At 69.5% G+C, this 11,690-nt stretch carries 15 protein-coding genes; 8 read left to right on the plus strand and 7 right to left on the minus strand.

Annotated elements, in window-relative coordinates; genetic code table 11:
* From D0C15_RS32950 to D0C15_RS34450, 8 genes are all read left to right on the plus strand, one after another.
* Positions 1–752: hypothetical protein (locus D0C15_RS32950; RefSeq protein WP_162830368.1), on the plus strand; the 752-nt coding region annotated here is incomplete at its 5' end.
* 24 nt (positions 753–776) lie between these two features.
* Complete coding sequence (locus D0C15_RS32955) at positions 777–1,331, plus strand: hypothetical protein (RefSeq protein WP_116051966.1); 555 nt, start codon at positions 777–779, stop codon at positions 1,329–1,331.
* On the plus strand, positions 1,331–1,663 hold the full coding sequence (locus tag D0C15_RS32960; RefSeq protein WP_116051967.1) for a hypothetical protein: 333 nt from the start codon (positions 1,331–1,333) through the stop codon (positions 1,661–1,663). The genes D0C15_RS32955 and D0C15_RS32960 overlap by 1 nt, the downstream gene beginning before the upstream one ends.
* The gene (locus D0C15_RS35855; RefSeq protein ID WP_407675809.1) at positions 1,660–2,166 is read left to right on the plus strand and encodes a DUF6283 family protein; all 507 of its coding nucleotides are present in this window, start codon (positions 1,660–1,662) and stop codon (positions 2,164–2,166) included. Before D0C15_RS32960 ends, D0C15_RS35855 begins: the two co-directional genes overlap by 4 nt.
* A 103-nt stretch (positions 2,167–2,269) precedes the next feature.
* Positions 2,270–2,497, plus strand: coding sequence for a hypothetical protein (locus tag D0C15_RS32970; protein ID WP_116051968.1), 228 nt, complete (start codon positions 2,270–2,272; stop codon positions 2,495–2,497).
* Between the two features lie 13 nt (positions 2,498–2,510).
* Positions 2,511–2,999 (plus strand): hypothetical protein, encoded by a 489-nt coding sequence (locus D0C15_RS32975; protein WP_116051969.1) that lies wholly within the window; start codon positions 2,511–2,513, stop codon positions 2,997–2,999.
* Between the two features lie 204 nt (positions 3,000–3,203).
* Complete coding sequence (locus D0C15_RS35365) at positions 3,204–4,385, plus strand: hypothetical protein (protein ID WP_228714292.1); 1,182 nt, start codon at positions 3,204–3,206, stop codon at positions 4,383–4,385.
* A 66-nt stretch (positions 4,386–4,451) separates the two neighbouring features.
* Positions 4,452–4,601 (plus strand): hypothetical protein, encoded by a 150-nt coding sequence (locus tag D0C15_RS34450; RefSeq protein WP_158303254.1) that lies wholly within the window; start codon positions 4,452–4,454, stop codon positions 4,599–4,601.
* Between the two features lie 347 nt (positions 4,602–4,948).
* On the opposite strand, the gene D0C15_RS34455 is transcribed toward D0C15_RS34450, so the two are convergent.
* The 7 genes from D0C15_RS34455 to D0C15_RS33015 form a co-directional block, all read right to left on the minus strand.
* Complete coding sequence (locus D0C15_RS34455) at positions 4,949–5,101, minus strand: hypothetical protein (RefSeq protein WP_158303255.1); 153 nt, start codon at positions 5,099–5,101, stop codon at positions 4,949–4,951.
* Positions 5,102–5,436: 335 nt separating this feature from the next.
* The gene (locus D0C15_RS32985) at positions 5,437–5,736 is read right to left on the minus strand and encodes a hypothetical protein (RefSeq protein WP_116051970.1); all 300 of its coding nucleotides are present in this window, start codon (positions 5,734–5,736) and stop codon (positions 5,437–5,439) included.
* Entirely contained in the window at positions 5,733–5,987 is a 255-nt protein-coding gene (locus D0C15_RS32990; protein WP_116051971.1) for a hypothetical protein, read from the minus strand. The genes D0C15_RS32985 and D0C15_RS32990 overlap by 4 nt, the downstream gene beginning before the upstream one ends.
* Positions 5,988–6,118: 131 nt before the next feature.
* A complete protein-coding gene (locus tag D0C15_RS34460; RefSeq protein ID WP_162830369.1) occupies positions 6,119–7,105 on the minus strand; it encodes a hypothetical protein in 987 nt (328 codons plus the stop codon).
* Positions 7,106–7,326: 221 nt separating this feature from the next.
* Positions 7,327–8,307 (minus strand): C40 family peptidase, encoded by a 981-nt coding sequence (locus tag D0C15_RS33005; RefSeq protein WP_116051974.1) that lies wholly within the window; start codon positions 8,305–8,307, stop codon positions 7,327–7,329.
* Between the two features lie 65 nt (positions 8,308–8,372).
* On the minus strand, positions 8,373–9,464 hold the full coding sequence (locus tag D0C15_RS33010; RefSeq protein ID WP_116051975.1) for a replication-relaxation family protein: 1,092 nt from the start codon (positions 9,462–9,464) through the stop codon (positions 8,373–8,375).
* A gap of 135 nt (positions 9,465–9,599) precedes the next feature.
* Positions 9,600–11,690: type IV secretory system conjugative DNA transfer family protein (locus tag D0C15_RS33015; RefSeq protein ID WP_162830370.1), on the minus strand; the 2,091-nt coding region annotated here is incomplete at its 5' end.

Raw genomic sequence — 11,690 nt, forward strand, 5'->3', positions numbered from 1 at the left:
CACCACCCCCGGACCCCGTCACCGTCGCCACGCTGCCCATCGGACGGCAGTTGCTGACCGCGACCACCGAACGCGACTACCGCGCCGCGCTCGTCGCGTTCGCCGCCGCGTGGCGCGCGGGCGGGTTCGGCGACACCCACTGCGACCACACCGACCCGCCACCCGACCCCGGCACGTGCCCACCCGCCGACGGCGACAACACCGACCACTGGGCGGGCACCGCCTACACCTTCGACTACGGTCAGGTTCTCTACTACCGCCCGCACCCGGACCGCCGCCGGGGCGGGCAATGGCACACCCTCACCCTCACCCTCACCGATTCGGGAGCAAGCGCGGTCGAGCTCACCCCGGCCAGTCGCCGCTACGGCGCCTCCTACCGCGACACCGCCGGACTCGACCTGGCGAACCTCGCAGCCTGGATCATGGGAACCCTGACCAGTTCAGCCACGGTAGGCATCCGCTACGCCGCCGCCGTGAACCCCGCCCGCGCCGAGATCAAGCTCTACCTCTACGGCCTCGACGACACCCCCGGGGACGGCGACGACCGCGCCACACGCGTCCGCGCCACGCTCGACCACGTCACCACCGTGACCACCCACCACAACTGGACCAACCCGCACGACGACCGGGACCACCGCTTCCGCCTGCTGCCCCACATCGTCAGCGAGTACGACGGCCCGGACCTGCGCGCCCACGGACGGGGACCGGGAACCGTCACCGTCGTCACCGACCCCACCCCGTTCTGGACCTGAGCAGCACAGGAGGAACCGTTCACCATGACCACCACGCCGACCGACGCCCCCGCCTCGTTGACCGCCCGCGCGATCACCGTCGCCCGCCGCCACCGCGACACCGCCCCACACGAATTCGCCGACCGCCACACCTTCCGCCTGCGGTGGGACCGTCGTGCGATCACCGCCGCCAACATCGCCACCGCCCTCGACGTCGGTGTCGACGCGGTGCTGGTGCGCGACGACCCCGACCGCCACCACGGCATCGCGACAGGCACCACCCCGGGTGACCTCATCGAAGTCACCAGGGAGGACGGCCGCTGCTGGTACTTCATCCAGGACCTGACCGGGTTCGACCCGTTGTGGGGCTGGCTGCTGCTGGGCCCGTGCCCGTTCTGCGGAGCCACCGCAGTCCCGATAGCGCGCGTCACCAGCCTCGCGGACCTCGGCGCCCACCTCGACCCGGACTCCGATCACGACAGCAACGACACCGCTCCCGACCCCTTCCACGGCGATCCCGGCCACCACCAGTATTGCTTCTACGCACCCAACTGTGGTGCGCGCGAGAGCCACCTCCACGAGAGCAGCGGAGGGTTGTGATGAACACCCACGCCGTCCCGCCCGACTATCCCGACAGCCTCACCCGGCATCTCGTGCCCCACGTGGACACCGACACCTGGTACGCGATCAGCGAACTCGTCGACACCCGTTTCCAGGTCCACGTCCTGACCGGACCGGACCGCTGGGCCGAGTACACGATCAGCCCCCTGGCCGGGATGACCCATTCTCGCGCCGTCGTCACAGCGGTGCACTCCCTGACCGGGCGCACTGTCGCGAGCGTGGGCCATGGCCGCTGCTGGGGCGACGGTGCCACCTACTACCGCGCCACCCTGCTCCCTGAGCTATGTCGAGCCGGGAGTGCTGCACCATGATCGCCGACGATCGCGCCGACACCGTCCCGCGCGAGGCGGACACGGCACACCCACGTGTACCGCCAGCAACACCGGGAACCGGGACCTGCGGCATCGGTGCAACGGGAGCCCTGCCGCATCGGCGTCGTCCCTGTGTCGAGTGCCCGTGGCGGCGTGACACACCGCCCGGTCAGTTCCCCGCCGACCGGTATGCCGCACTGGCCCATACCTCCGGCGCGTCCGGTGCCGAGGCGCGTCTCGACGCGCCGATGTTCGCCTGCCACAAGACAGCGGACGGTCAGGAACAAGCCTGCGCCGGATGGCTCGCGGTAGCTGGCGTCCATCACCTCGGAGTTCGCCTCGCCGTCGCGATCGGCCGCCTCGCCCCCGAAACACTCAACCCGACCCCCGGCTGGCCACCGCTATTCGGGTCGTTTCAACAGATGGCCGCCACCCAAGCACGGCGACCCTCCACTGAGGATTCAAATTTTCGCCCAAATGGCGCTCCGCCTGACCGCCAGTAGCCGTGACCGCCACTGGCGCCCGAGTAGGAATTCCGGGCCGGGGCATTTCGACCGTGACCCGACCAGTCATCTCATCGACGAATGGGGAAGGGGATCAAAATCCATGCACGACAGGAAGAAACGACTCATATGGGCCGTGCTGGCCGTGCTGCTGCCCGGACCGTGGACCCCCGTCATCGTGCTCGCCTACATCCTTGGCCGCGCCAGCGAACGCGACGAGGACACCGCACCCCACGACCTTCCGATGTCCCCGTACCCGTACCCACCGCCCGACCCCTACACCTGCCTACCGGCCCCGCTGTCCCAGGACCCGTACGCGCCACCAAGGTAAGGAGTGACAACCCATGTCGAGCTACACCGACTTCTACTTTGGACGTGGAGAGAACGCCGACTGGATCGGCTCCCTGCGCGGGGAATGCTACCCAGAGAACTTTCTCGCCGTCCCACCATCGCGGCTGGCGCTGACCGCGACCGACGAACACGCCTTCCGCGCGGCAGTCGCCGACACCCTCGACGTGTGGGAAGACGAACGCCTCGGCCACGCGTACCGGCGCGAACTCGGCTGGCCGTGGCCGTGGTACACCAGCCACAACAGCAGCTGGATCATGGTGTTCGATCCGGAACCGCAGGCGGTGTTCGTCACCGTGGGTGGCGGGATCAGCTGGCACCGCATCGACCCGCACGATCCGCGTTTTCCCGAGGGCGACGACCCACTCGGCCCGGACGATATCTACGCGTGGCTTCGTGATCCGGCCGCACCGCCCTCGGTGCCGATGCCGCTGATGCGCCCGAAACCCGTCACCGTGCCGACCTTCGGCGATGAGATCCGATGAGCCGCTCGACAACGCCCGACGTCGACCTGGGCGGGTATGCACCTGCGCAGCGCGGAGGCCATCACCGCCGGAGCCGGGCTGGTCCTCGGTCACCGCCAACTCCTCGCAGCCGACGTGCGGCTGCCGCGCAACCTATGTCAGCTCCGAGGTCCAGGAGTGGACCGAGTTCCTCCACGACCATGACGACACGACCAGGAGGCCAGCATGACCACTCGCCCCGTCGCCACCGATGTGACGCCGCTGCAGCCGTATTGCCCGGACTGTTCCGTCGGGACCGGCCATGCCCACCGTGAGGGCTGCGACGTGGCCCGCTGTCTGGCCACCGGGCTGCAGCGCCTCGGCCACGCCGAGTCGTGCCGCTGCCCGCAGGACGTCTGGGCCGGATGGTGGCCCGGGGAGGTCGAGTGCGCGGAGTTCGGGTGGATGCTCGGCCCCGGCCTGCCCGACCTCAACCGCCTGATGACCACCGCCACCTGGGATCCGGTCACCTACCGCTGGACCCGCCCCGGCAACCCACACCACGACCATCGAAGGAGAACAACGATGAGCACGCCCACCACCGCCACGGACTCGTCGGAGGGCATCGACCTCGCCGCCGGCGAGAACTGGATCGAACTCGTGCCCGCCGCCTACGCCCAACCGCACCAGGTCAGCTTCCCCGCCGTGATCGAACCGTGCCGCCACCACGGGCTGTGGGTGCGACCCCGGCTGCGTCGCGAGGTCGCCGAGGCCGTGTGCGAGTGGCTGAACCTGGTTTACCCACTCGACCCGGACTGGTACCCGTTGGCCCGGTTTGAAGACGACCTGCTGGTGGTCTTCACCGGGAAAGCCGCCCACCAGCACGAGATCGCCCTCGGCGAGGACGGCCGCTACCCGCTCGGGGAACTGGGCCGCTGGTTCCTGTCCGCCCCGCCCCGCACCCGCGCCCGCTTCTACCGCCAGCTCGATGTGCTGCGCGACACCGAACGCCACGCCCCGCGCTCGGGCGAAACGCTGGTCACCTGCGACCCCGACAACCTGCCCGCGAGCGGGTTCCCCGCCCGCATCGACACTCGACCCGCCGCGTCATGGGTGCCGGTATTCCGGCCGGAGATCGCCGAGGCCGTGGTCGTGTACTGCACCATCAACCACGACAAGTTCCCTGACGACCACCCGCAGGTCTACTTCGACGGCGACACCCTCGTCCACGTGCACCAGCACCTACGGGCGCTGGACGGGTACCTGCCCTGGCGCATCGAGCCCGACACGGACGGGAACTACCGCATCGACGGCGACGAGTGGACCTTCCACACGGTGCCCGTGAAATCCGAGGGAAACCGTGACTCCCACACGACCGCGACGACGTCAGACGATGGGCATCGGACTCGGCCGGGGAGCCCAGCGTGAGCGCGCCCCGCCTGGTCGACGAGCGGATCGCCACCAATCGGGCGTGGTGGGCAGGTCGCGGTCACGGTGCTGGAGCAGGCGCTGCGCGAGCCCGTCTCGGCCACGGTGTTCGGCGAGCGCTATGACGACACCGCCTGGCTCGAGCTACCGCAGCTGGCGGTCTGCCAGCCCGCCGAGGTCACCAGCCTGCTGTGGGCCCACCCGTACCCGAGGTGACGGGTCGTGCGGTGCGCGACCTTCGCCCGACCCGCGTCCCGGGAAATCCAGCTGAACCTCTATGGCCTGAGCGAACCCGCCGAATGCCGGGAACACAACGTCGAGGACCAGCACGTGCACGTCCTCACCGACCACTTCGTCCCGGCTCTGCTAGCACGGGGCGAACGACCGGGCACGACCCATCATCGAGTCCTGAAACCCTGGGCCCGACCCATGTGGTCCTGCCGGGAACGTACTCGCTATGGCCAACCGCAGGTCACCACCGCACTCCGCGGCACACTCGCTGGCCGACGCCGAGGTGTTCACGCTGTCGGCAGGACCAACAGGCCGTCCTCGATTAATACCCGCTACACCTCGGCCTCGCGCCGCCAGGTGACCGCGCCCAAGCCGCGGAGCTGCTGCTCGACGCCGCCCGGGTCGTGGTGTTCTGCCTCGACGAGGAGCAGGCGGTCCGCCACGGGCAAATCGGCACCCGCGAGTACCTCGAGACAGCCGCGCACGCGTACGGCACCACCGCGCCTGAAGCCCGCGCTATGACGCCTGGGTCCGTCGCCTGCTCGGCCTCGACGACGGGCCGTTGCCTCCGGCCTCGTGGAACGGGGAGAAGGAAAGGTTCGAGTTGCCGGGTGGCCGACAGCCCCGGGGGCGGGAGCAGATGCTGTGCGCCACAGCCGAGTTGGGGGCGAGTGCGCGGATGACGGCCGGGAACTGCTGCCCGTGAAGCGAGGCGACTCCGGAAAATCCGTTGGTCGGCGACATCGTGATCGGCGACTGGCGCGCCGACGTGCCCCCCGGGGGCCGTCGGCAGCGGCCGAGGCACGGGGCGCGTGCGGGGTTAAGCGGTCCAGATGATGGTGGCGGGCGTGGTGCCGTCGTCGTCCGGGACGATGGTGATCGTCCAGGCCCAGTCGCATCCCCTGTGCCCGGGTAGTTTGCGGCGGTCGTAGCGCCGCCCGCAACGCATGACCAGCGGGCGTTCGGGAACCAGCCAGTGGTAAGCCAGCAGCGCGACGTCGACCCACGTGCAGGCACCGCAGCAGGGGGACGTGAGCACGGTGTACCGGGTTCCGGCGCGGTGCCGGATGACGGCGGGTTCGGTGGTGGCCTCGCCGCGCCGATAGGTACGGCGGGTCATTGTTGCCACCGCCGCTGGACCGTGGCGTGGGTGATCCACGCGGTGCGGATGTCCTCGATCAGCGCACCGGTGTCCCGGTCGCGCACGCTGATCAACGACCCCAGTCCGATCACGGCACCGGATACGCGACGGGGTACGCCGGGGTGCAGGTGGGCATCGGGGATCACGGCCGACACGATGAGCTCGTCGTCGCCGACGGTTCCGCGCAGCACTGCCCGCAGCAGCGGCAACGAATAGGGCGGGATGTGCATGACAGGGCCTTCCTTCGAAGGTTGCGGCAAATGTGTGTGCCGGACGAACCAGCGCGCAGGGGCGCCGCCCCAGAGTGTTGGCGGCGCTCCTACGCACGGGTAGCAAGTTGGTGTCGGTGGCCCAGGGGTGGCTACGCGCTGTGGTCCGCCGTCTCCGGGATATCGGTCTTGGCCGGGTGGATGGCGAAACGTTTCGGCGCCTCGCAGGTTTTGATCGCATACCCGTCGGCGACGAGCTTCTCCAGGGCGTTGTTGACCGCGCCGCCCGAACGGACCAGGTCCTTGCCGATCTTCGCGGGCCCGAAACTCTCGCCCGGGTGTGTGGTCAGGTACTCCTCCACCAACGCCCGCAGCCCGCCCTTACGCAGCCGATCCTTGTCCGTAGGGGCGGTGTCGGTGCTTTCGGCGACCGCCGGAGTTTCTGCCGGAGACGGCTCGGCCGCGATCGCGCTGTCCACCGGACCCTGCGGTGCTGTGTTGGACGGTGGTGTGGTGCCCTCGCTCTCGGCGTCGGCGTCGGCGTCGGCGTCGGCGTCGGCGTCGGTATCGGTGTCGGTGGATGGGGTGGGCGAGTGGTTGGTGGTGTTCGTGGCGGCGTTGTCGTCGTCGGCCTCCGATGTGGTCCCTGACCCTTCCTTCACCGTGCAGTCCTCGGGGGTGGAGTCATCGATATCGATGGCTGTCTCCTCGGTCGACCCCGTCTGTTCGGCCGTGGTGTCCTTGTCGGTGTCGCGGGAGTGATCAGTCGGCTGTTCGGTGCTGGGCGTCGCGGCCGTCGTGTTCGGCCGCGCGTCGTCGGTATCGGGTGCGGCGGTATCGCGGTTCGATGGTGCGGTCGTCCAGGTGTCGGGGTTGCGCGGGCCGTCACCTGCGGTGCGGGTCGCGGTGCCTTCGCGGTCCCAGCGGGCCAGGATTTTCGCTGCGGTCGAACGGCCCACCCCGGCTGCCATCGCCAGCGTGGCGGTGGTGGAACCGGGACTGTCGACCAGCGCCTCTCGTACTTTGTCCTCCGTGGACAGTTCCTTCTGCTGGCGGGGGTCGTCGACCACGGCGTGCAGGTGGCGGTCGCTGTCATCGGTGACGGTGGCGGCGTTGACGGTGCGGTTCTTTCGGGACATGACGAACTCCATGTGTGTTGGTGCGAAATGGGATGGTCATGCCCCGGCCGGGGCGCGGCCCGCCGGTGCGCATCCGGTCGTTCGGGCTACACGACTATGGACGCTTCGTCACCGCCTCCATGTCAAGCGATTCGTCAAACAAGACACGTGTCTCGTGTAGACATACGGCCGCACCACGGCGGCACGCCTCCGTTTCAGCGGAGAACGTTGATCAATTTTAATTAGTTTAATTGTGTGGGTCGAGTAGCGCCCGCGTAATCGTCTCCGGGATAGCGGTAGTTGCCGATCTGCACAGGTTGGTCGAATGTCGGAGCGTGCACCATCTTGCCTGCTCCGATGTACAGGCCGACGTGGTGGATGTTGGTTGCGGTGCCGTAGTAGACGAGGTCGCCGGGTAGTAGTGGTTGTCCGTCGGGGACATGGGGCCCTGCTTGGTATTGTGTGTGTGCGGTGCGCGGCAGATCGATCCCGGCGGCGTCGTAGGCAGCTTTGGTGAGGCCGGAGCAGTCGAAGCCGCTGTGTCCGTTGTCGGGGCCGTTACCTCCCCAAACATACGGCAGCCCTCTTTGCCCGCACGCGTAGTTGATCGCGGTCATGGCGGCGGCGGTGGGCGCTTGGATGTTGTTGCAGTCACCGGTTCCGGGAATCGCTGTTGCCGGTGTGCAGTGCACTCCGGATACGGCGGCGACGATGGTGCGCGCCGTTTTTTCGTGCTGTGCGTAGGCGTTCGGGTATCCCGAGGCCTGGACGGCTTCCGCGGCGTCGTTGACGCTCATCTTCTGCCAGTTCGGTGTGGCCGTGAGGCGTTCGAAGAACTTGGTTGCCGCGTAGGTGGGTGTGGTGACCTGTTGTGGGGTGCCCCAGCCCATCGAGGGACGTTGCTGGAAAAGTCCCAGGCTGTCGCGGTCGCCGTGGTGCAGGTTGCGCAGTCGGGATTCCTGCATCGCGGCGGCGATCGCGACTACCCAGCCAGGCTCGGGCACGGCCATCTGTTTGCCGACCGCGACGATGGTGGCGGCGTGGCGCATCTGTTCGGCGGTCAGGCCCGCCACCGTGCCGGTGGGCGCACCGTCGGGTGTGCAGATCAGCGAACCTGACGAACCGCCGGTGAACGCGCTGACCATTCCGGCGATCCCGGCGCCGATGAGGAGGGGGATGGTGAGGATGAGGGCGGCGAGGCCGGCTCCGAGTTTGGTTCCCATCGGTGGGTCGCTCTCCCTTCCGTGGTGCGTTAGAGCGCCTGGGCGGGTGCTGCCGTGGGGGTTCTCTAGTTGTTGTTGCGGGGGACGCGGTTCGGTGTGGCCGGAGGCGGGGTCGGGTTCGGTGGTGGCAGCCGGTACGGCGAGGCCGCCGCACTGTCACCGGTCTCGCCCTGGTCGTCCGTGGTGGCGGTGTCGGCCGGCGGTGGCAGGCTGGGCCAGGCGTCGGCGAGGTCGGCGAGGCGGTAGCGCGGGCCGGCGCGGTCGGCGCGGGCTGAGGTCAGCGGCAGCCACACCGCCTCGGCCGGGCTCGGGTGTGGCGAGGTGGGGTCGAGCAGGTTGGCTGCCGCGGTGGCCACCGGCACCGCGCGGGGGTTGTCGAGGTCGGCGTGGACGCGGGCCAGCGCGGTGCGGGCCCCGGCTTCGCGGCGGGTGGTGGGCAGCCACACCAGCACCGGTGTCGCGATGCCGGTGGACTCGGCCAGCCGCGCGTATCCGGTGAGTTTGCGGCCGACTTTGGTCAGGGATTCGGTGCCGGTGTCGAACTCGAGGAACCACTCCACCTCCTCCGCGGTGCCGCCGTCGGTGCGCCAGCGGCCGTAGCCGTCGGGGATGACGAGGTCGCCGAAGTGGCGGGCGCAGCGGGATTCCGACCACCACGCCACCGGCGCCTCGGTCCGGCTCGCCGCCAGGGTGTGGCGGGTGCGGGCGATCAGCGAGGTGAAGAAGTCGTTGACACCAACGGTGTGTGCGAGGCGCTGGTTGTGGGCGATGCCCATGACGCGGTCGTGCCGGTAGCCGAGTTCCTTGACCTCCAGGCCGTGTTCGGCGGCGAGGACTGCCGCCCCGGCGGGGCCGAGAACGTAGTGCATCGGCGCGGATCCGAGTTGCCGGAACGGCTGGAACCGAGACACCGCGCGCCAGAGGTAGAGATCGCGCAGCCGCTGGCGCGCCGAGCGGCCCGAGGGGAACGCGGCGTCCTGGATCTGGGCGGTGGTCAGGACGCGGTGCTCGTGCAGCAAAGCAAGAAGCCACTTGTCGCGGGCGGTGAGGCGGGAGGCGAGCATGGCCTGGTGCTCGACCGAACTGGCGGCCCGGCCGGTGCGACGGCCGGGCAGGTGACCGCGCAGTATGTGCTGGCGGGTCGTGGTGGTGATCACGGGCGTTCTCCTCGCCAGTGGTGCCCACAGGGTGTGGACAAGTGGTCATTAGGTGTGGATAAGTGCTGTGGGCAGTCCGAACTCGGCCCCGGACGGGACCGGCGGCTGCGGCAAGTTCGTTGTGTGGCTCGGTGGTTAGGGGCGAGTGCGGCGTGGATCGGTCTTGGGTGGCCGGGTCGGCGGAACCCGCCGTCCGGTTGGCGCGGACCGTGTCGAGGTGGTGGGCGCGCTGACGTGGGGTGTCGTGTCAGCGTTCGGGGTGGCGTGTGCGCGGCGCTGTGCCCGCAGGACAGACCGGATTTCCCGTGCCCGCCCGGGTATGGGGTCGGGCAGGGGTGTGGTGGTCATGGTGAAGGGCTCGGTTTCCTCGCCGTGCACGACGAGGCGGGTGGCGGTGTGGTAGACGCCGAGGTGGGACAGGTCGTGATCGGACAGCCGGGGCGCGGTGTGGCGGGCGAGTTCGCGGGCGTCCTCGGGGCTGGCGGAGAAGAAGATCTTCGAGCGGGCGTTGGTGGAGATGCCTTCCTTCAGTTCCCGGGTCAGCTGCCCGAGGTGCTGGTGCGCCAGCGTCATCGAGACCCGGAAGCCACGGGCTTCGGCGAGCATGTCCTCCAGCGGGTACGGCAAATTCAGAAAGTTGTGGCATTCGTCGACCACGAGGCTGGCGTCGGGACGCAGACGCTGCGGAACGCGGGCACGCGCGGTCGTGGCCTGCCAGGTGCGCGCTACCACCAGCGACCCGACCAGCCGGGTGGTTTCCTCCCCGAGCGAGCCTTTCGGGATGCGCACCAGGCAGATGCCGCCCTCGTCGAGAACCTGCGCCATGTCCACAGTGGAGCGCCCACCGGCGATAGCTTCTTTCACGAAAGGCCGCAACAGAAACGCCCTCAGCTTGTTCATCAACGGCGAGATCACCTGGGAACGGGAACTGTCGGTGAGATCGTCATACCACTGCCAGAACCCCGTCAGGGCCGGGTCGGTGAGCCCGGCGGTGATCCGGGACCGAAACGCCTCACTGGCCAGAAGTTTCGGCAAGTCAGCCAACGTGGGCACGCCTTCCTGAGCACGCAGTGTCAGGCACGCGGCGCGCATGAGGTCGTCGGTGCGCGGGCCCCAGAACGCGGAATACACCCGCCGGAACACCGACACCAGGTTGTCGACCTCACGGTCGGTTTCGCCGCCCTCCAGGGGGTTGAGGATGGGTGGGCGGTGTCGGGAGTCGGCGTCGAAGAGCACCACCCGCTGCGCGGCCGAGCGCGGCAGCCGGTTGAGGACGTCGGTGACCAGGTCGCCTTTGGGGTCGATCACGACGATCCCGCGGTGGTTGTCGGCGTCGTCGAGGATCATGCTGCCCAGCAGCGTCGACTTTCCGCTGCCGGTGGCGCCGAGCACGTGGAGGTGGTGGCGGGCGTCGGCGACGCGCAGGCCGACGGGCCGGGCGTGCCCGGAATCGGACTGCCCGAGCGGTTTGACCTCCGGTCCCGGCGTTGCCACCCCGGGCGGCGGGGCGACCGCTTTGGCGCCCGCGCGTTCGACTCCGGGGATCTCGGCGTCGGTGGGCAGGTGCGCGATCACCGCCAATTCCGGCACCGACAGCAGGTCCCCGCGATCGAGGCGCCGCTCGGCCATCGCATGGGCGGGGTGGCGCAGGCGGGTGCGGGTGTAGTGGTTGTGATCGGTGTAGGCAGCGAACGCGGCGGCCAGGGCGTGCGCCCGGCCCCGGGCGGTGTCGCGGGCCTGGCGGGCCAGCTCGTCAGAGGTGTCGCCGGGCAGGTCGGTGGCAACGGCGTAGCGAATCACGGTCTCGTACTGCGAGCCGCGCTGTTTGCCCACGATGGCCTTGTTCTGGGCGGAGTATTCCAGCGACAGCTGCGGATCGGTGCTGATCCGCCGCGAGTCGGTGCTCCGGGCGCCGCGGGTGGCGTTCGCGCCCGGGCTGATCGTGTCGAGAATCCGGCCACCGAGGCGACCCGAGGAACCCTGATGCACTCGGCGGGCTCGGGCCACGCGGCGGCCGGTGACCGGGCGGGCGAGGATCTGCACGCAGGCGCGCTCGTCGCGGCCCAGGCCCACCGGGGCGCCGAGCAGCCCGCGGATCGGGTCGGCGTCGAACGCCGTGCGGATCGGCAGTGCTTCCGAGCGGGCGAGGCGGAGTTGACCGCCGACGGTGATCCGCCGCCGCCCGGTCTGCAGGCCGGGGAAGGGGGGCTTGGCGGGGGTGGTGCG

The organism is Amycolatopsis palatopharyngis (assembly GCF_003385185.1).
In the GTDB taxonomy this organism is placed as follows: domain Bacteria; phylum Actinomycetota; class Actinomycetes; order Mycobacteriales; family Pseudonocardiaceae; genus Amycolatopsis; species Amycolatopsis palatopharyngis.